General features: G+C 39.7%; 22 protein-coding genes and 2 pseudogenes. 17 read left to right on the top strand and 7 right to left on the bottom strand.

What is annotated here, in order from left to right; translation table 11 throughout:
* Nucleotides 1-29: 29 nt before the first annotated feature.
* A complete protein-coding gene (gene pgm / locus KZ793_RS21880) occupies nucleotides 30-1,670 on the top strand; it encodes a phosphoglucomutase (alpha-D-glucose-1,6-bisphosphate-dependent) (protein WP_225817202.1) in 1,641 nt (546 codons plus the stop codon).
* A 62-nt stretch (nucleotides 1,671-1,732) separates the two neighbouring features.
* Here the strand turns inward: pgm and KZ793_RS21875 are convergent, their stop codons facing one another.
* The gene (locus KZ793_RS21875) at nucleotides 1,733-2,161 is read right to left on the bottom strand and encodes an EamA family transporter (protein ID WP_225817201.1); all 429 of its coding nucleotides are present in this window, start codon (nucleotides 2,159-2,161) and stop codon (nucleotides 1,733-1,735) included.
* A gap of 824 nt (nucleotides 2,162-2,985) precedes the next feature.
* On the opposite strand from KZ793_RS21875, the gene KZ793_RS21870 reads away from it, so the two are divergent.
* The 6 genes from KZ793_RS21870 to KZ793_RS21845 all read left to right on the top strand — a co-directional run bounded on the left by KZ793_RS21870 (nucleotide 2,986) and on the right by KZ793_RS21845 (nucleotide 9,261).
* Nucleotides 2,986-4,218 carry an MFS transporter gene (locus tag KZ793_RS21870; RefSeq protein WP_225817200.1) on the top strand — a complete coding sequence of 411 codons (1,233 nt, stop codon included), beginning with the start codon at nucleotides 2,986-2,988 and terminating at the stop codon, nucleotides 4,216-4,218.
* Complete coding sequence (locus KZ793_RS21865; protein ID WP_225817199.1) at nucleotides 4,184-4,579, top strand: ParB N-terminal domain-containing protein; 396 nt, start codon at nucleotides 4,184-4,186, stop codon at nucleotides 4,577-4,579. The genes KZ793_RS21870 and KZ793_RS21865 overlap by 35 nt, the downstream gene beginning before the upstream one ends.
* Nucleotides 4,572-5,768 carry a hypothetical protein gene (locus tag KZ793_RS21860; RefSeq protein WP_225817198.1) on the top strand — a complete coding sequence of 399 codons (1,197 nt, stop codon included), beginning with the start codon at nucleotides 4,572-4,574 and terminating at the stop codon, nucleotides 5,766-5,768. Before KZ793_RS21865 ends, KZ793_RS21860 begins: the two co-directional genes overlap by 8 nt.
* 111 nt (nucleotides 5,769-5,879) lie before the next feature.
* A complete protein-coding gene (locus KZ793_RS21855) occupies nucleotides 5,880-7,736 on the top strand; it encodes an aminotransferase class I/II-fold pyridoxal phosphate-dependent enzyme (protein ID WP_225817197.1) in 1,857 nt (618 codons plus the stop codon).
* On the top strand, nucleotides 7,733-8,407 hold the full coding sequence (locus KZ793_RS21850; RefSeq protein WP_225817196.1) for a formyltransferase family protein: 675 nt from the start codon (nucleotides 7,733-7,735) through the stop codon (nucleotides 8,405-8,407). The genes KZ793_RS21855 and KZ793_RS21850 overlap by 4 nt, the downstream gene beginning before the upstream one ends.
* Before the next feature lie 29 nt (nucleotides 8,408-8,436).
* The gene (locus KZ793_RS21845) at nucleotides 8,437-9,261 is read left to right on the top strand and encodes a Cof-type HAD-IIB family hydrolase (protein ID WP_225817195.1); all 825 of its coding nucleotides are present in this window, start codon (nucleotides 8,437-8,439) and stop codon (nucleotides 9,259-9,261) included.
* Nucleotides 9,262-9,357: 96 nt separating this feature from the next.
* Here KZ793_RS21845 and KZ793_RS21840 read toward each other — a convergent pair.
* Nucleotides 9,358-9,492: pseudogene (locus KZ793_RS21840) on the bottom strand (winged helix-turn-helix domain-containing protein); the annotation flags it as partial.
* 214 nt (nucleotides 9,493-9,706) lie between these two features.
* Here KZ793_RS21840 and nadA point away from each other — a divergent pair.
* The 3 genes from nadA to aroG all read left to right on the top strand — a co-directional run bounded on the left by nadA (nucleotide 9,707) and on the right by aroG (nucleotide 12,840).
* Nucleotides 9,707-10,747, top strand: coding sequence for a quinolinate synthase NadA (gene nadA, locus KZ793_RS21835; protein WP_225817194.1), 1,041 nt, complete (start codon nucleotides 9,707-9,709; stop codon nucleotides 10,745-10,747).
* Between the two features lie 54 nt (nucleotides 10,748-10,801).
* Complete coding sequence (gene pnuC, locus KZ793_RS21830) at nucleotides 10,802-11,527, top strand: nicotinamide riboside transporter PnuC (protein WP_225817193.1); 726 nt, start codon at nucleotides 10,802-10,804, stop codon at nucleotides 11,525-11,527.
* Nucleotides 11,528-11,787: 260 nt separating this feature from the next.
* Nucleotides 11,788-12,840 (top strand): 3-deoxy-7-phosphoheptulonate synthase AroG, encoded by a 1,053-nt coding sequence (gene aroG, locus KZ793_RS21825; RefSeq protein WP_225817192.1) that lies wholly within the window; start codon nucleotides 11,788-11,790, stop codon nucleotides 12,838-12,840.
* A 96-nt stretch (nucleotides 12,841-12,936) separates the two neighbouring features.
* On the opposite strand, the gene gpmA is transcribed toward aroG, so the two are convergent.
* The 4 genes from gpmA to modE all read right to left on the bottom strand — a co-directional run bounded on the left by gpmA (nucleotide 12,937) and on the right by modE (nucleotide 17,539).
* On the bottom strand, nucleotides 12,937-13,689 hold the full coding sequence (gene gpmA, locus KZ793_RS21820; protein WP_118985384.1) for a 2,3-diphosphoglycerate-dependent phosphoglycerate mutase: 753 nt from the start codon (nucleotides 13,687-13,689) through the stop codon (nucleotides 12,937-12,939).
* 284 nt (nucleotides 13,690-13,973) lie between these two features.
* Entirely contained in the window at nucleotides 13,974-14,798 is an 825-nt protein-coding gene (locus KZ793_RS21815; protein WP_225817236.1) for a CPBP family intramembrane glutamic endopeptidase, read from the bottom strand.
* 297 nt (nucleotides 14,799-15,095) lie between these two features.
* Nucleotides 15,096-16,571: a molybdate ABC transporter ATP-binding protein ModF gene (gene modF / locus KZ793_RS21810; protein ID WP_225817191.1), complete on the bottom strand. Its 1,476-nt coding sequence runs from the start codon at nucleotides 16,569-16,571 to the stop codon at nucleotides 15,096-15,098.
* 176 nt (nucleotides 16,572-16,747) lie between these two features.
* Nucleotides 16,748-17,539 carry a molybdenum-dependent transcriptional regulator gene (gene modE, locus KZ793_RS21805; RefSeq protein WP_225817190.1) on the bottom strand — a complete coding sequence of 264 codons (792 nt, stop codon included), beginning with the start codon at nucleotides 17,537-17,539 and terminating at the stop codon, nucleotides 16,748-16,750.
* 182 nt (nucleotides 17,540-17,721) lie between these two features.
* Here modE and KZ793_RS21800 point away from each other — a divergent pair, with 182 nt between their 5' ends.
* The 4 genes from KZ793_RS21800 to modC all read left to right on the top strand — a co-directional run bounded on the left by KZ793_RS21800 (nucleotide 17,722) and on the right by modC (nucleotide 20,641).
* Entirely contained in the window at nucleotides 17,722-17,856 is a 135-nt protein-coding gene (locus KZ793_RS21800; RefSeq protein WP_074525014.1) for an AcrZ family multidrug efflux pump-associated protein, read from the top strand.
* Nucleotides 17,857-18,102: 246 nt separating this feature from the next.
* Nucleotides 18,103-18,873, top strand: a complete 771-nt coding sequence (gene modA, locus KZ793_RS21795; protein WP_225817189.1) for a molybdate ABC transporter substrate-binding protein — start codon at nucleotides 18,103-18,105, stop codon at nucleotides 18,871-18,873.
* Between the two features lie 17 nt (nucleotides 18,874-18,890).
* Nucleotides 18,891-19,583, top strand: coding sequence for a molybdate ABC transporter permease subunit (gene modB / locus KZ793_RS21790; RefSeq protein ID WP_225817188.1), 693 nt, complete (start codon nucleotides 18,891-18,893; stop codon nucleotides 19,581-19,583).
* Nucleotides 19,577-20,641, top strand: coding sequence for a molybdenum ABC transporter ATP-binding protein ModC (modC, locus tag KZ793_RS21785; RefSeq protein WP_225817187.1), 1,065 nt, complete (start codon nucleotides 19,577-19,579; stop codon nucleotides 20,639-20,641). Before modB ends, modC begins: the two co-directional genes overlap by 7 nt.
* 70 nt (nucleotides 20,642-20,711) lie before the next feature.
* On the opposite strand, the gene KZ793_RS21780 is transcribed toward modC, so the two are convergent.
* Complete coding sequence (locus KZ793_RS21780; protein ID WP_225817186.1) at nucleotides 20,712-21,530, bottom strand: pyridoxal phosphatase; 819 nt, start codon at nucleotides 21,528-21,530, stop codon at nucleotides 20,712-20,714.
* A 147-nt stretch (nucleotides 21,531-21,677) separates the two neighbouring features.
* On the opposite strand from KZ793_RS21780, the gene pgl reads away from it, so the two are divergent.
* From pgl to KZ793_RS21765, 3 genes and pseudogenes are all read left to right on the top strand, one after another.
* On the top strand, nucleotides 21,678-22,664 hold the full coding sequence (pgl, locus tag KZ793_RS21775; protein WP_225817185.1) for a 6-phosphogluconolactonase: 987 nt from the start codon (nucleotides 21,678-21,680) through the stop codon (nucleotides 22,662-22,664).
* Nucleotides 22,665-23,697: 1,033 nt separating this feature from the next.
* The gene (gene tssB, locus KZ793_RS21770) at nucleotides 23,698-24,195 is read left to right on the top strand and encodes a type VI secretion system contractile sheath small subunit (RefSeq protein WP_225817184.1); all 498 of its coding nucleotides are present in this window, start codon (nucleotides 23,698-23,700) and stop codon (nucleotides 24,193-24,195) included.
* Nucleotides 24,196-24,235: 40 nt separating this feature from the next.
* Nucleotides 24,236-24,497 (top strand): annotated as a pseudogene (locus tag KZ793_RS21765) (type VI secretion system contractile sheath large subunit); the annotation flags it as partial.

The following is a 24,497-nucleotide window of genomic DNA, read 5'->3' as shown; positions in this document are numbered from 1 at the left end:
GTGCAGCTTTTGTCCAGGGGAGATTTAAAGTGGTAAATCATCCGCGTGCGGGACAGATTGCCCGCCAAAGTGATCTGATAAATGTAGCGCAACTTACATCACAGTATTACACCTTACATCCTCAGCCGGAAAACTCAGAGCATAAGGTTAAATTTGGTACATCCGGTCATCGTGGCAGTTCTCAGCGTCACAGTTTTAATGAAGCGCACATTCTGGCAATTACTCAGGCTGTTGCAGAAGTTCGCAAGCAGCGGGGAATCAATGGCCCTTGTTATGTGGGTAAAGATACCCATGCTTTATCAGAAGCGGCATTTATTTCCGTATTGGAAGTCTTGACGGCTAACAACGTAAATGTGATTGTGCAGGAAAATAATGGATTTACGCCAACACCTGCGATTTCTCATGCCATCCTTTGTTATAACCGCTTGGGGAAAGCATTGGCTGACGGGATTGTTATTACTCCTTCCCATAATCCACCTGAAGATGGGGGGATTAAATATAATCCGCCTGATGGTGGCCCCGCAGATACGGATTTGACAGCAATTGTAGAACGTCGTGCCAATGAGTTGCTCGCAGAAGGTCTGAAAGGTGTTAAACGTTTGCCATTTGTTCAGGTATTGAACAGCGAATATTTGCATCAGCAGGATTTAGTTGAGCCGTATGTTAGTGCGTTGGGTGATGTGGTTGATATGGCTGCTATCCAGCAGGCTGGGCTAAAAATCGGTATTGATCCTTTGGGTGGTTCTGGTATTGCGTTCTGGCAGCGTATCGGTGAGCGCTACAATTTGGATCTGACGTTGGTTAATGATCAAGTTGATCAGACATTCCGTTTTATGCACTTGGATCATGATGGCGTCATTCGCATGGATTGCTCGTCCCCTTGGGCAATGGCGGGTTTGTTAGCCATGCGCGATAAGTTTGATTTGGCTTTTGCAAACGATCCTGATTATGACCGCCACGGTATTGTCACTCCTGCCGGTTTGATGAATCCGAACCACTATCTGGCAACCGCGATAAATTACCTATTCCGCCATCGTCCGCAATGGTCAGAAAGTGTTGCGGTAGGCAAGACCTTGGTGTCCAGTGCCATGATTGATCGGGTCGTTGCCGATCTTGGTCGTGAATTGGTGGAAGTACCCGTGGGTTTTAAGTGGTTTGTTGATGGACTACACAAAGGTGAGTTGGGCTTTGGTGGAGAGGAGAGTGCGGGGGCTTCTTTCCTGCGTTTTGATGGTACGCCGTGGTCTACAGATAAAGATGGGATTATCTTGTGTTTGCTGGCGGCAGAAATGACCGCAGTGACAGGGGAAAATCCGCAGCAGCATTACAATAAGTTGGCCGCCCGCTTCGGGACACCAAGTTACAGCCGTATTCAGGCGCCGGCAACTTATCAGCAGAAAGCATTATTAGCCAAGTTGTCACCAGAAATGGTGAAAGCAGAGAGGCTTGCAGGCGATCCAATCATAGCCCGGTTGACAAAAGCTTCTGGTAACGGAGCGTCAATAGGCGGCTTAAAAGTGATAACAGAAAATGGCTGGTTTGCTGCCCGCCCATCTGGGACAGAAGAAGCCTACAAAATTTATTGTGAAAGTCTCCTTGGCCCTGAGCACCGGGAGAAAATTGAGCAGGAAGCACTGGATATTGTTAACCAGGTTTTTGCCGCTGGTTGATCTTTTTGGTCGATTAAGAAGAATCCGCAATGGCGATAACGGCTTTTGCGGATTTTTTATTTTCATCCCAGAGCAACCATTAATGCACCGGCAGTAATCAATGCAACACCAGCTACGGCCATAAGTGATATCTTTTCACCAAATAAGATAACGGCTAGAATGACGGCAAACACGACACTGAGTTTATCAATTGGGGCAACCTGAGAAACATTACCGTTTCTCATTGCCAGAAAGTAAAACAACCATGACAATGCCCCCGCCACACCACTTAAAATGATAAAAAGCAACGCTTTGCGGTTTGTCAGTATTTCACTAACCAGATTTAATTTTCCCTGTACGACAACGACACCGACAAGAAACAACGCCATAATGACTGCGCGTATTGCTGTTGCTGTATTGGCATCAAGACTTTGTAAACCGATTTTCCCGAAGATAGCGACCAAAGCGGCAGTAAACGCTGATAATAAGGCATAGATAAGCCAGGCACCCATCGCGAATAAATCCTATTGTTAGTATCAAAAGTATCAAATGAGTTGAGATGATAAGGCAGTTCTCTCTGTTTGAATATACCATTGCTTTCATTAAGGAAATTAAAGAATAAACTCATTACTAATCCCAGTTTTAGTTAGTGAATATTTTGGACCCGTGAAATAGTTTTCAGTTTTTATCTCAGATGGCTTCATATAACTCTATGAATAATGATTATCTTGACCAGAGTTTAGCTATTAAACGAAAATACAATTTTATTTATATATTTCACTTTGAATATACCTAATAGATTTCGAGTTGCAGCGCGGCGGCAAGTGAACGAATCCCTAGGAGCATAGATAACTATGTGACTGGGGTGAGTGAAAGCAGCCAACAAAGCAGCAGTTTGAAAGATGAAGGGTATATAATATTACAGTTTATTTTGGGATTAAATTAAGCTGAGTTTTTCAGTTGATTGATGATTATTTGAATAGATAAAGATTGAACAAAAAGATTTTTATCTAAGATTAAGGGCCCTTTTTACCTGTGTTTTTACCTGTTAAAGTGTAAAGCACTTATGTCATTATGTTGATCACTAACATCATGAGCATTTGATCTACGCTTAACATGCAACAAAAATGTCATATTTTGTTTGCAATTAACATCTGTTTTGATAATATATTAACAATACATTATATATCATTGAATTTACTTTATCGTACAGATCATCCTAGTTCTTGCTTCTACATTTTACTTTTGTAGAGGCAAGTGGATTTTATGTACTCTCATAAGTATTTTAAATACCTGGTTTAAAAGATACCAATATAAATAATATAAGAAAATAACAATGAAAAATTTTTCTCTTAATAGTTATACATCCATACCGGCATGTATATGGGGTCTATTTCTTGGGACTTTTGTAACAAGATCAACATCAATGATGGTATGGCCTTTTATTTCCATCATACTATATACAAAATTCCATTTTACTGCATCGATGATTGGATTAGTTCTCTCTTTATCCATTGCGATTTCATCAATATTAAGTTTTTATGCAGGTTACTTCTCTGATAAAGTCGGCCGGGCTAAGATAATTGTCATTGGATGTCTTATATCTTCATTGGCATATTTAATATTATGGTTATCTGAGCATCAGTTTGGTTTTATTATTGGCACTTTATTAGCGAATATTTCCTGGGCGCTTGTGAATAATCCAATAAAAGCAGTTATCGGTGATATTATCGAGGAAAAACAGGTAAGAGAAAATGCCATGTACTTAAGGTATTTATTTCTTAATGCGGGTGCGGTAGTCGGGCCTTATTTAGGAATAAAATTAAGTCTGGATATTAATTCTATCTCTTTTCTGATTGTTTCGATATCCTATGTCATTTTTATGATCCCTGTTTATTTATTTAGTAAGAAAATAAAAATAAACTTAATAAATAATGATGACTTTAAAGGAACGATAAAGATTTTATTGAATGATCGGGTATTTTTAATGTTGGTCATAAATAATATTCTCATGATGTTTATTTTTGGCCATTTCGATTCAACTTTGCCACAATTAATTACTTCATTAGGGTTTAATGGGTATGCTGAGTTTATTGCTTCGCTTATTATGTTGCATGCGATAACCATTGTCGTTATGCAGTTACCGTTTTCCATGTTAACGCAAAACATGGAGTTAGAAACGAAAATAAATATAGGGGCTGTATTACTCATTTTATCTGAATTAATGTTCTTTATCTCATTCAAGTATTATGATGTTTATTTATTGTGGTATATAGCCGCGTTTACCATGAGTATCAGTCAAACTATTTTGTTTCCATGTGTGAATGTTTTTATTGATCGTTTGGCACCAAATGATTTACGTGGTGCGTATTTTGGTGCAGCGTCACTTTATAGTATTGGTTTTTCTATATCTCCATTGGTTGGTGGTTCTGTTATCCAATTCTTTGATGGTGGAGTGTTATTTCAATTATTAGCGATATTAAGTGTATTAATGTTGGTAATTTTCTGTCGGATGTTTAAACTAAGGGATAAACATGAAATTAATATTAGAAGAAGTCTCAAATCTTAGACCAACCGAATTATATTGTCCTGTTCGTGTTGAGCAGTTAATAGAAAAAGTTAAACTTGAAGGTTTTTGGACTCAACCAATCTGGATTGATGAAGCAACGAATATCGTTATTGATGGTCATCATAGACTTGAATTAGCCAAAACACTAAAATTAAGTTGTATTCCTTGTCTGGCATTTGATTATGAGAAGGAGTTGTTGGTTTATTCCCGCAATGAGGAGAAAACAATTAATCATATTGATGTTATTAAGGCAGGTTTGGATGGGCAACCTCTTGGTTATAAGCAGACTCGTCATGAGTTTGCCGGAAATATTATTGAAATACAAATTTCGTTAAAAATGTTAGGGTTTGTCAATGAATAAGCAATTTTATGATGTGGTAATGTGTGGTGCAGGGCCTGCAAATATTTCATTAATCCCAGATTTATTAAAAGATGAAGCCATAAAAAATTGTCTGATTTTAGAAAAAACAGAGATGGTTGGTTCTGGCGCATTAAAGAAATATAAAATTACCGCGAACTCTTTAGGTAGTGTATTTTTAGAGAAATTTGACGGTTGTGATGATGAACTTAGTCAATATATAAGATCAGCATCAGAGTGGGAACATTTTAGTGCCAATAAAGATAAGCCAGTTGAATTGAGGTTTGTCGGCCAATATTTGGAGAGAATTGCACGCTTTATTCAGGAAAACAAATATGGTGATCGGTTTGATGTTTTGACTAGTGCGGAAGTAAAAAAGATTAAGCAGAATGAAGAGGGTGACTATGATATAACTTATCATAAAAATAATGAAGATTATATTGTATCAGCGCGAAAAGTACTGTTTAATATAGGCGGAAGTCCAAACAAATCCAGGTTATTACATAATAGCAATAATATTACATCAGGTGATTTCATTAAAGGTTTCTATGATGACGTCATTAATAAAGGTAGTGTAAAAAGTATATCCATATTGGGTTCGTCACACAGTTCTGTTTCTTGTTTGATTAGGCTTATTGAGCAATTAGAATTTGCAGGAAAAATAAATGTCTTCGTAAATAAAGATTTCAAGTTGTTTTTCGATTCACCTTCAAGTGCAGAATCTTACGGCTATGATTTCACACAGGAAGATATTTGTCCTTTAAGTAACCGAGTGAATAGATATTCAGGTTTAAGATATGATTCTTTTGCTTTTGCACAAGAACTTAAAGAAAGAAAATATAAAAATATTTCCATCTTGAATATTTCAGAAATTTCTGATGATGAAGTTATTAAGCTCATTAATTGTGATGATTTACTTATTCATTGTACTGGTTATCATTCTAAACTTGTTGAAATAGTTAATGAAAATAATGTTCCTATTGAATTTAAAAGTGATAGATATGGTTTGCTAACTAATGAAAAATTAAGTCCTATATCGACGTCAGATGAAGTACTTAATAATTTTCATGCATTCGGTCTGGGATCTGGTGTAAAGACGGGTGGTGAAAATGGTGGAGAGGCAAGTTTTCATGGAAGAATTGACGGGGTTTGGGTATATCAGCATGTTATATATGACATCGTATTTAATTGATATTTAATTCAATATTAATTTTATATTATTAAAGAACTATATTTTAGGTTAATTCCTATTTAACAATAAAAATAACCTTTTAACATCCATTTAAAATAAATTATTAAGACTATGAATATAAAAACCGTAATACTTCTCTGTGCTGGAAGAGGCAGTAGATTATCAACTAGAACATCAAATAAACCAAAACCTTTGGTAGAAACAAATCAGATATCATTTATCGATAATGCACTGAGGAATATCGAATCGGTCGGTATTAAAAAAGTGATTATTGTGGTGGGTTATAAGAGCGATATTTTAATGGCTCATATTAAACAAAACGCATATAACTTGCATATTGAATTTGTTAATAGCGATAAGTGGGAATCGACGAATAATATCTATTCTTTATATCTCGCCAGAAATTGGATTAAGCAGGATACCCTGATTCTTGAAGGAGATATCTTCTTTACTAAGAAATGTTTGGAAATTGTCATGTTAAAAGCGGGAGATCTTAATGTACTTGTTTCTCCTCTTAGCCAAAATATGGAAGGAACTTATGCAAAAGTCGATAATGATAATATCGTTGCGCTAAATTCCACAAAAGATAACAACTATCAGGTTGAAGACGGTCAATATAAGACGGTAAATATTTATAATATTTGTACTGCTAATTTTGCTGAATATGTTACTAAAGAGCTGGAAAGTTACGTTAATGGTGGCTCGACTGGGTTATATTATGAGGATATATTTAAACAGTCTTTACTGAATAATGTGGCTGAATTTAAAGTAAGTATTGTAGATAATTCTCAATGGTATGAGGTAGATAATACTTATGATCTTGCTATTTGTGACTTCATTTCAAGTAATAATAAACTAGATCTTGTTCAAAACAGGCATGGTGGTTACTGGCGTTATCCTATTATTGACTTTGGCTTAATTTACAATTTCAACTTTCCACCTAAAAAATTGAAAGATGAAATAAAGAATAATTTTGATGAAATATTTTTAAATTATCCTGGCGGGAATCGTTTAATCGAGCACGCTTTATCTGAATTTATCGGGATAGAAAGAACGCAATTATGTATTTCAAATGGTGCTGCTGAGATAATTAAACGGCTGCCTGATGTTTATACAGGAAAAGTATTAGTCACTGTACCTTCATTTAATGAATATGCTAATTGCTTTGGAAACGCAAGAACGATATATAGTTATACCAAAGAGCATCGGCATTTTGAGATAGATGTTGATGAAGTATTAACTTTGGTAAAGGAAGAACAGCCAAGTGTTGTTATTATTGAATCACCTAATAATCCGACAGGTAAATTGACCCCTATTGATAGTCTGTTATATTTGGCTGGCGAATTGTTGGCATTAAATATCGACTTAATTATTGATGAATCTTTCTTAGATTTCTCTAAAATGCGTGATGACACAATGTTAAAGCATTTAGATAACTATAAAAACTTATCTGTTATTCGAAGCATGAGTAAAACCTTCGGGATTGGTGGTATTCGTATAGGGTATATTGCTGCTGCAAATCAGGAATTACTTGGTAAAATAAGAGCCGTGTTACCAATTTGGAATATTAATGGTTTCGCTGAAGAGTTTTTATTGAGATTACCTCAATATAGAGGGAGTTACAAATTAAGCTGTGAAAAAGTGATTAGTGATACGTTAAAATTACAGCAAGAATTAAACTCAATAGAAGGTATTACCGCATTTGAGACAGACTCTAATTTTGTTTACTGTAAATTGCATATTTCCGATGCAAAGACTATCTCACGGTTACTTTTAGATATTCATGGTCTGTATATAAAAGAGTGTTCTGGTAAAGGAAATTCAGACTCTGATCTCTATTTACGTATTTCTTGCCGAACGCAAAGCGATAATGAAATTTTAATAAATGCATTACGTACGATTATGCAGTGGCAAATAAACATTAATGATATGAAAGCGATCAAAGAAGTTAAAGAGGTTTGCGAATGAATAATCCCAAAACAGTGGTAATTTGTGGTAAAGGAGAATTGGCAATATTCATTTGTCAATATTTCTTAAATCATAAAGGCTATAAAATATCGCACGTGGTGGCAGATAAATTCGAACCTGTAAGTACTGATCAGACGTTAATCGATTTCTGTTATCAAAATAATATTTCTGTTATTGAAGATAATAAGGTTGAAAATCTACCAGGCTATGAAAGTGGTGATTTCACTTGCGATTTATGTTTTGTCGTATTTCATAAGCGGATATTGCCTTTAAAATTCATTAATTCGTGTAAGAAAATATTAAATATCCACCTGTCTTATTTGCCTAAATATCGAGGCGTAAGACCGGTTAATTGGGCTTTGAAAAATGGGGAACAGTTTCATGGTGTGACGATCCATGAAATCAACGAAGGGATTGATGCCGGGCCAATTGCAAATCAGATCTCGTTTGCTATTTATCCTGAATTTGAAGAGGTCATTGATACTTATACACGGGCTATTAGCTATGCCAGACAATTATTCCTTGACACGATGCCAATATTGGAAAAAATAACACTAAGACCTCAGATTGATTCAGAGGCAACAATTTATTATGAAAAGGATAATCATAGTCTGGAAGAACGGATGACATTTACCAAGCAGGCATCGCTCGAATTACTTAATAAAGCTTAGGTGATCTGCCCTTAACACTGGAACGCTCTATGTATAATCTCATTGCCACAGATCTTGATGGAACGCTTTTACTTCAAGGAGATACAATTGGTAAGTTTACCCGCAAGGTGCTCACTGATTTATCAAGTATGGGAAAGCAGATCGTATTTGCAACGGGCAGACATCATGCTGATGTGAATTCGATTATTGGTGATTTTGATATTCCTGTGCATTTGATTACTTCGAATGGCGCCAGATTAACCAGTGCTTGTAAAAGTCTGGACATGAGACAACATTTGCCAAGTCACGTAGTAAAAAGAGTGATTGAAGAAACGCGGGCGGATAATGATTTAGTGATCAATATGTATTGTGGTTCTCAATGGTTAACCAGTGAAGCAAAGCATAATTTTAGCGATTTTAGTCAGAATGATAACTTTAATCCAATATTCAAGCATGTTGATGAAATGCCTTGTGATGTGGTTGAAAAAGTTTTTTTCATTCATAAGAGTAGAGATCATGATGCATTGGTTAAATTAGAACATCATTTAATTGAGCTATTTTCTGATTATGTCAGTGTCGCTTTTTCATTCCCTTGGTGTCTGGAGGTAATGGGTAGTGGTGTTTCAAAGGGGCAAGCTTTAATTCAGCTCGCCGGGTTTCTTGGTATCCCAATTGATAAAACGATTGCATTTGGTGATGGTATGAATGATGTTGAAATGCTTTCAACCGTCGCTAAAGGGGTCATAATGGGAACGGCGCATAATAGGGTGAAACAAGCTCTTCCTGATGCCGATATTATTGGTTCTTGCTGTGAAGAGTCTGTCGCGCATTATTTATCTGAGAATCTGTGTCAGGCGAGTAATTGTATCCTGTGATTGCCTAATCTGAATTCTTCTTAAAGAAGGATGCTAATTGCCTGAGGTACGAGCAATGTTTTTATTTGAAATGTTGTTCGTGGTTAGCCTCAGGCATTAAGGCATAAATCGATAACCAATGCCGGTTTCAGTCAATAAATGTTTTGGTCTGGTTGGGTCGGTTTCCAATTTTTGCCGCAGATGCCCCATATAAATCCGTAAATAATGGTTATGTTCAACATAATGAACCTTATATACCTTATGGATTTCAAGATGCATTGCGACGGCAAGGGAGCGAATCTCCGGGAGCATAGGGGAGGATGTCAAAACAGACAGAATATTCCGCGATAAACTGCTACAAATTGGTTATTTTGTTTAGTATATTAAACAAGTGTGCGCAAATTTTCGGACTAAAAACCAAAATTTTTGTTTTTTAAAACCATATACTAAACAGAGAGTCAGAACAATGAACCAGTATATTGATTTTAATTCAACCATTTACCCCTTCCCACCCAAACCTGCTTTTCTCAGTAAGGATGAAAAAAAACATTGCTGTGAAAAAATTAAACGCCTTCTGAAACAGCAGGATGCCGTTATGGTCGCGCATTATTACACTGATCCAGAGATCCAGGCTTTAGCTGAAGAGACAGGCGGATGTGTCGCAGATTCATTGGAAATGGCGCGTTTTGGTAATCATCATCCAGCTTCTACTTTATTAGTTGCCGGTGTGCGATTTATGGGAGAAACCGCCAAAATTCTCAATCCTGAAAAGCGTGTTTTAATGCCAACGTTGGAAGCTGAGTGTTCGCTAGATCTGGGTTGCCCTGAAAGAGAATTCACTCAATTTTGTGATGACAATCCTGATCGTACCGTGGTGGTTTATGCAAATACATCAGCAGCAGTTAAAGCACGAGCGGATTGGGTTGTGACTTCAAGTATTGCTGTTGAATTGATCGATTATCTGGATAGTCAGGGGAAGAAGATAATTTGGGCACCCGATCGCCACTTGGGGAATTATGTCCGCAAGCAAACAGGTGCTGATATTCTTTGTTGGCAAGGGGCTTGTATTGTCCATGATGAATTTAAAACTCAGGCTTTGACAAGGATGAAAGGTCTGCATCCCGATGCTGCGGTATTAGTTCATCCTGAATCACCGCAAGCCGTGATTGATCTGGCTGATGCTGTTGGTTCAACCAGTCAATTAATCAAAGCAGCGCAATCTTTGCCGCATCAGAAACTGATTGTGGCAACAGATAAGGGCATCTTTTATAAAATGCAGCAAGCATGTCCTGAGAAGCAGTTATTTGAAGCCCCTACGGCTGGAGAAGGCGCAAGTTGCCGTAGTTGTGCTCATTGCCCGTGGATGGCAATGAATGGTTTACAAGCCATCGTTCAGGGATTGGAACGAGGAGGGGTTCAGCATGAAATATTGGTTGAAAAAGAATTGCGGGAAAAGGCACTTATTCCTTTAAATAGGATGCTTGATTTTGCAACTCAGTTAAAATAGATAATTGAATAATGAGAGTAATATTTTGTTGTCGATAATAATAGGATATAACAGATGGATTTTTTCAGTATTAACAATATATTAGTCAATATACCTCTGGGAAAGGGAGGATATGATTTATCGTGGATTGAAGCGGTAGGTACGATCGCGGGTTTGTTATGTATTTGGTTTGCCAGTCAGGAGAAGATAATTAATTATTTGTTTGGACTAATTAATGTCACATTATTTGCTGTGATTTTCTTCCAAATTCAACTTTATGCCAGTCTATTGCTGCAATTATTCTTCTTTGTGGCAAATATTTATGGTTGGTATGCCTGGAGCAGGGTTAATGATCAGCAGCAGATTGAACTTAAAATACGTTGGCTAAGTTTGAATAAGGCGGTAATGATTAGTCTAGTTTCTGTGCTATTGATTGCCATTATGACTTTTAATATTGATCGGGTCTTTGGTTATCTGACTCAGATTGCCGTGATGATTATGCAAAAATTTGGCTTTAATGTTCAGATGCCGATATTGGAACCTGATGCATTCCCATTCTGGGATTCGACAATGACGGTGCTATCTATTGTGGCAATGATTCTGATGACCCGCAAATATGTTGAAAATTGGCTGGTATGGATGGTTATCAATGTGATAAGCGTTGTTATCTATTTCCATCAAGGCGTTCTGGCAATGTCGTTGCAGTATGTGATTCTCTTGGGCATTGCATTTAATGGCTCCCGTTTGTGGATTCAGGCAGCTAAGGAGAACCGTTCTTTGCCATTATCTCGTGTGAAATAGTTTCCTAACTATGCCAGAGAATTGTTTTGTTGATTTCTGGCATATTTTTAGGTATTTACTTTGATAATTCTCATTTCTAAAGATATTTCAACTATAAGAATAGAACTGACCCCATTTGACTATATCTTGCTATGTCTTAAGTTAAGCATTGATTTATTTATTCTCTACAAAGAATATTTACAGTTTGGCTTATAACAGTTAGATTAAAATCACAAGATTGTTTTAATTAAATATACAAAGATGTTAGATGAGAGAGGGCTATGAATTATCAGAATGATGATATAAGAATTAAAGAGATAAAAGAATTATTACCTCCTGTGGCACTACTTGAAAAATTTCCAGCAACTGAAAAGGCTGCATTTACAGTACGTAAGGCGCGCAAAACGATTCATCAAATTCTGACGGGTGAAGATGATCGTTTGTTGGTTGTGATTGGGCCATGTTCTATTCATGATCCTAAAGCAGCGATGGAATATGCAGGGCGGCTGAATGAATTGCGTGAGGAGCTGAAAGAGGATCTGGAAGTTGTCATGCGAGTTTATTTTGAAAAACCGCGTACAACTATTGGCTGGAAAGGATTAATTAATGATCCTCATATGAATCATAGTTTTGATATTAATGATGGTTTGCGTTTAGCTCGTCAGTTGTTACGGGATATTAATGACATGGGGCTACCGGCTGCGGGTGAATATCTGGATATGATTTCTCCACAGTATTTAGCCGATTTGATGAGTTGGGGAGCAATTGGCGCTCGTACAACGGAATCTCAGGTCCATCGTGAGTTGGCTTCTGGCCTCTCCTGTCCGGTTGGTTTTAAAAATGGCACCGATGGTGCGATAAAAGTTGCCATTGATGCGATTAATGCAGCGGGTTCCCCTCACAGTTTCCTTTCTGTCACTAAATGGGGACATTCCGCGATTGTCAATACCAGCGGAAACAACGATTGTCATATTATCTTGCGTGGTGGTAAAGAGCCGAATTACAGTTCTGAACATGTCGCTGCCGTGAAGCAAGGCTTGGAAAAAGCTGGTTTGCCGACAAGAATTATGATTGATTTCAGTCATGCCAATAGTTCTAAGCAATTTAAAAAGCAGATGGATGTGTGTTCAGATGTGAGTCAGCAGATTATTGCTGGGGAGAAAGCGATTATTGGGGTGATGGTAGAAAGTCATTTGGAAGAAGGAAATCAGAATCCGGATAGCGGTCTGCCATTGGTATATGGTAAAAGTATTACTGATGCTTGCATTGGTTGGGCTGACACTGAAATTTTGTTACGTCAATTGTCGTCGGCAATAAAAGCGCGTCGTGGCTGATAACATTTTTCCAATGTAAAAAAACCGGAATCGACAACTCCGGTTTTTTATGTTTGCTGGAAAATAGAGTGTCAGCAATTTTTTATAGGCAATGAATTATTTCGCCTTACCTTGGTTTGCTACAGCGGCGGCTTTTGCTGCAATTTCATCAGCGTTACCCAGATAGTAATGTTTGATTGGTTTCATGTTTTCGTCGAATTCATAAACCAGAGGTACCGCTGTTGGGATATTCAGCTCAAGAATGGCTTCTTCGCTCCTATTATCCAGATATTTAACTAAAGCACGCAAAGAATTACCATGCGCCGCGATAATTACTTTCTCACCTTGAGCAACACGCGGTTTGATAACGTCTTCCCAATAAGGGATCACGCGTTCAATAGTCGTTGCCAGGCTTTCAGTCACGGGTAACTCTTCTGGTTTCAGATTTGCATAACGTGGATCATGGCCTGGGAAACGTTCATCATCTTTAGTTAAATCTGGTGGGGTGATAGCAAAACCACGGCGCCACAGTTTAACTTGATCATCACCGTATTTAGCTGCGGTTTCTGATTTGTCCAGACCTTGCAGAGCACCATAATGACGTTCATTCAGTTTCCAACTTTTTTCAACAGGTAACCACTGTTGATCAACTTGATCCAGAATGTTCCACAGCGTATGGATAGCGCGTTTTAGGACGGAGGTGTAGGCAAAATCAAAAACAAAACCTTCTTCTTTCAACAGTTGCCCTGCTTGTTGAGCTTCGGCGCGACCTTTTTCAGATAACGCGACGTCAGTCCAGCCAGTGAAACGGTTTTCTTTGTTCCACTCGCTTTCGCCATGTCTTACCAGAACCAGTTTAGTGACAGCCATAGCTTAAACTCCTTAAAAATCAAACTTAATGATAACTGAGCGCATTATATTGCCCTATGCACCAGAACCGCAATCTATACCCGTTATCTTTCAAGTTGCCTCTTTGTTGGCTGCACTCACTCACCCCGGTCACATAGTTAGCTATGCTCCCGGGGATTCGCTCCCTTGCCGTCGCGATCCATCTTGAAATCCATAGGGTATATAGTCTTGTTCCAAACTTTATTTGTTTGAAGATCTGAATTTTTTGCAGATTGCTGAAATAGATACCGTGCAAGTTTGACACGTTATAGTACGGTTACCAACTTGATTGGGTAAGTAAAGAACAGCAAATGAACCAAATTGAGCACGAAATGGAACCCAACAGCAACCCAAAGACGGCCACTCCACATCCATGCCAGCCCATATATTAATCCTGCAAGCGTAGCAAAAATCATCAGTAATGGGCCGCCGACGAAGTGTGCACCACCAAAAATCAAGGCAGTGATGATCAGGGCAAAATAGGGGTTAATCCACTGACTTAACCTCTGTTGGATATAGCCACGGAATAGCGCTTCTTCTGCCAGAGAAACGAAGAAAATATTTGCCAGTATAAACATCGGTAACCATTGTGGCATATGCAGTTCAACTGCGAGCCCGCCGAGAGCTGTTGCTATGCTTAACAATACCGGAATAGCAATAGCTAAGATTATCCATGCATAAGGCCGAATTTTGGTCAGAGGCTTTGTTGTAAACAGGCCAGGCATGCAACATAACAGCAGGAAAGGAATGAGTGCTTTATCAAAGTTGAAATACATTGAGAATGGGGCGCTATGAGGTCCTACCTGAACTTTATCGAGATATTTCAGGTTATGAAAACCTGGGATCAGATGCAGGAATAACGCGATACCAAAAGCGAGCAATAGCAGCTCAGTGGTTATTTTAATAACGTTATTTTGCTGAAAATAGAGACGTAGTGCACCTAACAAAAAAATAATCGCAATAGTGGCCATTGCTGGATAAATCATAACTTGCGTGACGAACCCGGTAATAACCGCAGCCAGTAGAACAATAAGTGCAGTAGTGCGGTGTATAGCTAATAGCGCTAGTGATGTAGCAAGTAAACCCCAAATCATATATTTCCCTTTATTTTTAACAAATTAAAAAATGATCTGAAAAGCAGACCAAAAATCGATGATGGATGTTATTTAGTGAGCAAAAAATAATAATGTATGATAATTAAATTGCGATGCTTTTTTCACTGGTCGGAGAAGTTCTCCTGCTGGTAATAATCGTTCCTTAATTCAGATTATTTGGTTAAGGATTGACCGCCTCATTAAGGTGCTGATAGAAATGGCTGTGATAATAATGTCGATGAAAATTGGCTAGACTCATGAGTAGATCCCCGCATAACGGGGAACTATCAGAAATCAATCAGAAACTTTCTCCGTTTTGTAGCAGTATAGATCATTATCAGGAATAAATATCAGCCGGTGAGTAATGCATTGCGGTGCATCTTCCTGATGATGAGAAACAAACAGTAGCTGAGTATCACCGTCAGCAATCATGATATCAATAAAACGTAATATTAACTGGCGGTTGAGGGGATCAAGCCCTTGCAGAGGTTCATCAAGGATTAATAAAGCTGGATGTTTAACCAGTGCGCGAGCTATCAGAACAAGTCGTTGTTGTCCCCATGAAAGGCTGTGAAACGGGCCGTTGGCAATCTGAGCCGATAATCCCAGTAAAGCTAGCCATTCATCAGCAAGTTGCTGCTGGCGATCTGATACTGTCTGATAAAGACCAATTGAATCGAAGAAACCGGATAGAATCACATTACGAACGCTGATATTGACACGATATTCCAGATGAATACTGTTGCTGATATAACCAATATGGCGTTTGATGTCCCAAATAGTTTCGCCACTACCGCGTTGGCGGCCAAAAAGGATCAGCTCATTACTGTAGCCTTGAGGATGATCTCCGGTAATCAGACTCAAAAGCGTTGATTTTCCGGCACCATTTGGGCCAATAATCTGCCAATGTTCACCTGAATTCACTTGCCAATCTAGTCCATGCAAAATTGGCTGATCATTATACTGAACGATACCGTTACGTAGGATAATCAGCGGTTGATCGGGCGGTAGCTGATTATCGACAGGAAGTTCATCTGTTTCAGGTAAATGAATACCGTTCAGTTTTTCACTGTGTGCCAGTTGAGCCACCAGTGAATCTGCCATCACTTTTTCTTTGATGCCAACAGAGGTTAGCTGGCAATCCGCGAGTACGCCAATCTGATCAACAAAATCTGGGATTTCACTGAACCGGTTAAGGATAAGTACCAAAACGATTCCTTTTGATGACAATTTTTCCAGTAATTCAGTGAGTTGACCACGAGCGAATGGATCAAGGCCATTAAAAGGTTCATCAAGAATCAGCAAATCAGGTGAAGCCATCAGTGCCTGGCAAAGTAATGTCTTGTGGGTTTCACCGGTAGAAAGATATTTAAAGCGACGGGAAAGTAAATCCATAATACCGAACTGTTTTGCCAGCGCTAGGCAAAGTTCATTATCTTTATGATAAATCTGGATAATTTCTGCCGCAGTGTGACCGGTATCATCTTCATCATCACTGAGCATATCAGTATTATTGCGTTGCCATTCTTCTTCTGTCAGTTTTTGTAATTGTTCTTGAGAGACGCGGGCGCACTTGCGAAATGAGCAATTTCGTTCACCGGAAAGTAGGACTAATTCATTGGAAAGCGCACGGGCCAATGATGATTTTCCGCTACCATTAGCACCAATAAAAGCCCAATTTTCGCCGGAGGCTATTTTTAGTGATGATAACTGCAAGGTACGAGTATCACTTAAACGGAAGCAGCCTTGCGTTATTTGCAATTCAGACATCTTTTATTCCTTTTTAAGTAACGCAAATCTCTTCCCACAAATAAGCGGAATACCGCAGAATGTCAATATTAACTTTTAATTAACATTTAATATCGGACACTAGGGGATGTGTTAGGTATGTAACACCATAATATTCCTGGATATTCCGAATTGCTCAGTGATAATAGGGTCAATTCTTAACATAGAGTTGCAATAATGACTTGGTCAGCATTAAAAAGTGCAGTGATTTTATCTCCAGAATGGAGTTTCAGGTTATTTGCTTCTTGATTGGGCAGAGTAGAACAGAGGATTTCACCGCCATCAAGAACAATAATAATTTCTGTGTTCTCTTCGCCCGTTTCAATTTTACTGATCAGCCCTGTCAGGGCATTGTCGAAATGACCGATAGAGAACTGCTCTTTAGTGAGTTTCACCCAAGGCGCTTTAATGAGTGCCAATACCTCCTTACCTGTTACCAAACTGAGACGGTTGGCGCTTTGTTCTGTTAATGCCGCATTCAGTGATGTTTGACCATCTGCCAGCAAGATGCGGATATGTTGCTGCACCTGATTATGGTCACGGTCAGTAATTGTGCCAAAGAATTGGTTACGGGCGCTGGTTTGCAGAGAAAAACGGGAAATTGCCGCTAACAGGCTATCGAGGGGAAGTTGGTCATCTTTTAGCACATCAAAGGCTTTTTGCTGAATTTGTGTCAGTAGATCGTAAAGTTGCAATAGACGTTCGCCATAATGGGTAAGATTTGTCCCGCCGCCTCCTTTACCACCTGTAGCACGGTCTACCAGTATTTCATCTGCCAACTGATTCATTTCGTTAATTGCGTCCCAAGCACTTTTATAACTGATGCCAGCCCGTTTTGCTCCCTGACTGATAGAACCCGTTGCTTTAATCTGTTTTAGTAATAATATTCGCCGTGGATCTGCGAATAACCGTTGTTGTAATTTCAGTGTTAGTAGAATTTCGGCTTGCATGATAGTTTTTTTTAGTAAATATAATCGTAAATTTTTATAGGCTAACCCGAAAAACGCACGTTTAGCCGGTTACAGTTGTCTGTCTTTGTCTAGAATGGTACTAATTATAGCGGTATTACCCGCTATGGTTAAAAATGTGTTATGTTGCTGGCTCATTTAATGAGCCATTGTGTGAGGCTACCATGTTTGAGTTGATTAAAAGTATGGCTTTCGCCCTGGTCATGGTACCGGTAGTGATGGTCGGAATTTTAGGTTTAATTTATGGTCTTGGGGAACTGTTTAATATCGTTTCCCGTATTGGTCGTTCTGAAAAGTAAAACTAATATTTTTTACACCAGATGCTATTCTGATTACCCGGTGATTAACCGGGTAATTTGTCTTAATTAATCATAATCAGTTCAATTTTATTCATTTGGTTTTTCTATTACAGTATTTTACTTCGAATTAAATTAGATAGTAAAAGTTGCTCGCAATTTGCCGATTAATATTGGAATACTCTTCCAATTGACGTTATATCTTGTTATACACAACGAACTGATGGGTAAGAAACAGGTGGAAAACAAATGAAAAAGAGTTTTGGCAAACTGCTAGTTGGCGTTGTCGTTTCTTTTGCTTTGACGTGGCAAGTGTGGGCTACGGAAAAAGTCACGTTATTCGCTGCTGCCTCGTTGACTAATGCACTTGATGATATTGCGGCGCTGTATAAGCGAGAGCAAAAAGGTGAAGTGGTGGCTTCTTATGCTTCATCTTCCACTTTGGCTCGCCAAATTGAGCAAGGTGCGCCGGCAGATATTTTTATTTCTGCTGATCAACAGTGGATGGATTATGTTGCCGGGAAGAAACTGATTATTGATGAAACTCGGTTGACTATGTTGGGAAATCAACTGGTTCTGATTGCACCGAAAGCGAGTAGACTCAATAAAGTTGATATTAATAAAGAAACCAAATGGAAATCCTTATTAGAGGGCGGTCGTCTTGCTGTTGGTGATCCAGATCATGTTCCAGTGGGTATTTACGCTAAAGAGTCTCTGCAATATTTGGGAGCATGGGAGAAGGTTAATCCCCTGCTAGCGCGGACCAGTAATGTGCGCAGTGGTCTGGCGCTGGTGGAACGTGCGGAAGTTCCGTTGGGTATTGTTTATGGTTCAGATGTCGTTGCGAGTGATAAAGTCAAAGTGGTGGGGATTTTCCCAGAAGAGAGTCACAAACCTATTGAATACCCAATGGCGATAATCAAAGACCATAGTAATCCCACTGTTCTCGATTTTTATGGGTATTTGAAAACCCCTGAAGCCGTTGCAATTTTTAAACGTTACGGTTTTCACCCACTTTAGGAATAGATTTTTTGGTCATGTTGAGTGAATACGAATGGCAAGCCATTATCCTGAGTCTGGAAGTTTCAGGTATGGCGGTATTACTTAGTCTGCCATTTGGGATTTTGATGGCGTGGATTCTTGCTCGTTTCCAGTTTCCTGGTAAATCATTACTCGACAGTATTATCCATCTGCCACTGGTGTTACCACCCGTGGTAGTGGGTTATTTGCTGTTGATCAGCATGGGGCGTCGAGGATTTATCGGTGAATGGTTATATGACTGGTTTGGGATCAGCTTTACATTCAGTTGGCGTGGTGCTGCATTGGCTTCGGCTATTGTTGCTTTTCCATTGATGGTCAGAGCGATACGTCTGGCGCTGGAAGGTGTCGATCGGCGGCTGGAACAGGCTGCTCGTACTTTGGGTGCGAATCCGTTTAAGGTATTTTTTACTATCACATTGCCGCTCTCTTTGCCTGGGGTTATTGTGGGCACTGTTTTGGCATTTGCCCGTTCATTGGGTGAATTTGGCGCAACTATCACTTTTGTATCCAATATTCCAGGCGAAACGCGGACAATCCCTTTGGCAATGTATACCTTGATTGAAACACCCGGAGCAGAAATGGCTGCGGCTCGTTTGTGTGTCATTGCTATTATTCTGGCGTTGATATCACTGATGATTTCTGAATGGTTAACCCGTTGGGGAAGGAGACGTCTGGGAGCAACATGTTAGAGCTGGATTTTGAGCAACAACTTGGTGATCTTCATTTACAGGTCAATACACAGCTATCCACTGAGGGGATTACGGCTGTCTTTGGCCTTTCAGGTGCCGGGAAAACGTCACTGATAAATGTTATTGCCGGTTTGATACGCCCACGGAATGGGCGGATTGTCCTTAATGATCATGTGCTGGTCGATATTGCAAAGGGTACCTGCTTGCCACCAGAGCAGCGTCGTATAGGCTATGTTTTTCAGGATGCCCGGCTTTTTCCTCATTATCGAGTAAAAGGTAATCTTCAATACGGAATGTCTCCAGAGATGAAGCCGGAATTTGATAGCATTGTTAGTTTGCTAGGAATTGAGCATTTACTATCTCGTTTTCCTCTTACCTTGTCCGGCGGTGAAAAGCAGCGGGTTGCTATCGGTCGTGCTTTATTGACGGCACCTGATCTGCTGTTAATGGATGAACCGTTGGCATCGTTGGATCTCCCTCGTAAAAGAGAACTATTGCCTTATCTTGAAAGGTTGTCTGAAGAGGTCAACATCCCGATTTTGTATGTCAGTCATAATCTGGATGAGATTCTGCGTCTGGCAGAAAATGTACTCGTCATGGATAGCGGAAAAGTCAGGGCAACAGGAACATTGGAAGAGGTTTGGTCCAGTAGTGCATTACGTCTTTGGTTACAAAAAGATACCCTTAGCAGTATTCTGAATGTTTCAATGGTTGAACATCATAATCGTTATGAAATGACAGCGGTAGCGCTCGCTGACCAGGCTTTATGGTTGCCGAAAATTGATGTTCAACCGGGAACTGATTTGCGTATCAGAATAGATGCTTCAGATGTTTCATTAGTATTGGAACCTCCTCGCGGCAGTAGTATCCGTAATGTTTTAGCTGTGAAAGTGGTTGAATTTTTTGATGATAATGGACAAGTTGATGTCAAATTGGCACTGAGTGGTCACTATTTATGGGCAAGCATCACCCCGTGGGCAAGAGATGAACTTAATTTGCGGCCTGGGCAGTGGCTTTATGCTCAGATAAAAAGTGTTTCTCTTTATCGGCAACTGTAATCTTTGCCAAAAATAACAACGGGGAGCTTATTGAGGGGGTCCCCGGACGGTGATTTTGTCAGACAAGCGATTAAAGAACATACTTGCGAATAACTTCGGCAATCCCTGGCTGAGTATTATCCAGTGTTACCAGATCGGCTTGTTCTTTAATCGCATCCACACTGTTACCCATAGCGACACCGAGTCCGGCGGCTTTCAGCATGCTCAGGTCATTAAAGTTATCACCAAAGGCAATAACATCTTTCATCCTCATTCCTTGTGATTCAACCCATTGTTTCAAGCGCATACCTTTACTGTTACCTTTTTTGGTAATATCCACCTGATCGAACCATGACCATTCACACGAAAGCCCTGTGTCATTTGCGATTTGTGCAGTGACTTCCCGCAGTTTTACTAAATCAGGAGAACAGGTTGCAAATTTCCAGATAGACTGTACTTCGTCAAGAGCATGTTGAAAGCTATTAACATGTCGCATAGTTGGGCGTTGAGATTCAGGTAGGGTTTCAGACCATTTCATGGTACGGACAACTGTGTCATACGGTTCTTCATATAACATGGCATCATCCACATACATCAGACGGTGAATATCTGTGTTTTTTAAGTGGGTGAGAACGTTTATAGCTTCCTGAGTTGACAGTGGATCTGAGGCTAACACTTTCTTTTCATGGTAATCATACAGATAAGTACCATTACAGCAGATAACAGGAGTATCGAGTCGCAAAGCCTGATAAAAGGGGTGGATAGCGACATGATGACGGCCAGTGGCAATTAGCACCTTAATACCCGCTTTACGTGCTTCATTTAGTACAATGAGTGATTCTGGCAGGATATTCTTTTGAGGATCGAGTAGTGAACCATCCAGATCCAGTGCAATGATACGATATGACATAAATTAGCCTCATAACTATATATAATCTAAAGATATTACATTGGAGCTGAATAAAGCTACACCAATTATGCGGTGAGTTTAACCGATAAAACCAATACAGCGTCGCTATAGCTCAATAAAATGGTAATGGATAATTAAGGAGTGAAGATGAAACAAGTGGTTTATACGGCGAGTCCAAACAGTTGTCAGATTCATGTTTGGAGCCTGAATAATGAAGGTGAGTTATCACTCATCCAGACAGTTGATGTACCGGGGGAAGTACAACCAATGGTGGTTAGCCCGGATGGTAAACATCTTTATGTTGGCATCCGGCCACAATTCAGTATTGTCACTTACCAGATTGGCTCTAGAGGGGAACTGGCACAACAGGGGATTTCATCAATACCGGGTAGCCCGACTCATATCTCTACTGATAAACAAGGTCGTTTTCTGTTCTCTGCTTCTTATAGTTATAACAATCTGAGTGTCAGTCTAATTGACGAACAGGGTATTGTGGGTGAACCTGTTCAGGTTATTGCAGGCTTGCAAGCACCGCATTCGGCTAATATTGACTGGGATAATAAACAACTATTGGTTCCTTGTCTGAAAGAAGATCGCATCCGTATTTTTGAGATGGCAGAAGAGGGTTATCTGACAGAAAAACGTGCTGAGGAAATCACTACGGCAATGGATGCGGGTCCTCGTCATATGGCATTTCATCCAAATCAGCAGGTGATTTATTGTATTAATGAACTGGATTCTACGGTGGATGTTTACCGCAAGTGGGAAAAATACCGGACTGTTCAGACGATTGATTCATTGCCGGCAGATTTAGCGGGTGTTCGTTGGTCTGCGGATATTCATATTACGCCGGATGGTCGTCACCTTTATACCAGTGAACGGACTTCAAGTTTGATCAGCCATTTTGTTATTTCGCCAGAAGGTTTTAATTTGACTTTGGCTGGTCACTATAAAACTGAAACTCAGCCGCGTGGTTTTGCTATCGATCATCGCGGAAAATATCTGATTGCATCAGGTCAAAAGTCTGACCATATTTCAGTCTCTTCTATTGATAAATATACCGGTAAATTGACTAAATTGGCGCGCTATCCAGTAGGTAAAGGCCCAATGTGGGTAACGGTGCTGGCCTTGTGAATCTGGTAGACGTTCATGTAAATAACCGGTAATTGTTAGAGCGAGTTTGCGTTAATACAACTGCTAAATTTTGCGGTTATTCAGCCGGACAGGTGCAAAAATGGTTTTCTGTGCTTGCCCGGTTACCTGCCTGGCCGAACAATCGGTTGAATGAGCTGCTCCCCGGCCGGATAATCCCTTCAATTAACATCCCTTTTGTTGTTATCTGACAACGCAAGGTGAGTTCACCGGAGCATTACGCTGATACAGTTCGGGAATAATAGTGGAGCAGGGCATTGAGCTTAATACAGCAAAATGATTTCCGGATAGGAAAACCAGAGAGCGTTATTATGATTGTGTACCCGAAAATAAATCATCGTCTCCATCATCAAAAAAATATCCCTGTTTTATCTCACAGGATAGGACTTTTACATTTCCATACTTATCTATTCTATAAAAGCTATAATTAATAAGTGAGTTATCCCATAATATAATCGATATAACGTGGCTTAATTAAATGTATTCTCATTCGCATAATAGGACTGATAACCATTCTCTTTTTTACCTATCCCATCAGGCACGATGTATTTATTATTTAGTTAATTGAAAAATAGTATAAATTTAAAAAAATATAACCGATCTCTGTCGCGCTGAATGACCCTAATGATAACAAAACAGATAAGTCGCTATCACTTTATGAAGATAAATACTATCTTTTTTTGCAGAAAATATCATCTCGTTTAGGTTTTATTAATATATTGTCTGTTATTTATCCCCTTTGGCGAGTTTTCTCTCTGATAAATGCTAAACAAAAAGTGCTTTTTTTAAAAAAATGTCTTGCTTTTTTAAAAGACAGTTTAGAAAATCACCCTGGTTAGGAAATGGCCTGTCCGATAAATATCTTTATTTATGGGGGGGGTCTTGTCGGTGTTCTCTTATTTTCTGCTCGGTCAACTGCCTGTCCTGAAATACCTGAAACCGGTTTTATCTTCCTGAAATTCATTATGGCCTGACTCAGGTTATAGAGTTCTTTTTTATTATTGAGGAGCCGCTTGTGACACAGAGTTTTCAAAACGAAATCCCCAAAGCGCGGATTAATATCAAATTAGATTTGCACACTGGCGGGGCGCAGAAAAAAGTCGAGTTACCGCTGAAATTATTGGTGATGGGCGATTACAGTAACGGGCAAGAACAGCGTCCCCTCTCGGAAAGAGAAAAGGTGGATATAAACAAAAACAATTTTGACCGGGTACTGGCTGAATTTAGCCCGGCGGTTAATCTGACGGTCGAAAATACCCTGGCCGGCGACGGGAGTGAGACGAATATTGCGCTGGCTTTCCGACAAATAAAAGATTTTGAGCCGGAGCACGTCGCCCGCCAAATTCCCCCACTGCGGGCATTGCTGGCGATGCGTAATTTGTTACGCGACCTGAAATCTAATCTGCTTGACAATGCCACTTTTCGCCGGGAGTTGGAACATATTCTCCAGGATGACCTGCTGAGCGACGAATTACGGGCAGAACTGGCGGCGCTGGCCTCGCAGGCAGACTGATTATCAGCCTGTTTTCATCCACTTGAGTCAGGAGAAGTTCATGACGATACAAGCACAAACCCCGGCGTCGGTGACTACCACAACCCACAGGGAAGGCGGGATTTATTCCGCGTTGTTTGAAAAAATTAATTTACAGCCGGTCGAACAACTGGGCGACATCGACCGCTTTCAAAACAATGATGCCCTGGCCGATGTGACGACGGATGAGCGCGTGACCGCGGCGGTCAGTGTTTTTCTGACCCTGCTGAAAGCATCGGCTCAAAAAGTTAAACGGCTGGATAAAACCTTGTTGGATCATCATA

The organism is Photorhabdus antumapuensis (assembly GCF_020387775.1).
In the GTDB taxonomy this organism is placed as follows: domain Bacteria; phylum Pseudomonadota; class Gammaproteobacteria; order Enterobacterales; family Enterobacteriaceae; genus Photorhabdus; species Photorhabdus antumapuensis.
The sequence above is the reverse complement of the archived record's forward strand: the minus strand, read 5'-3'. Positions and strand labels throughout refer to the sequence as shown.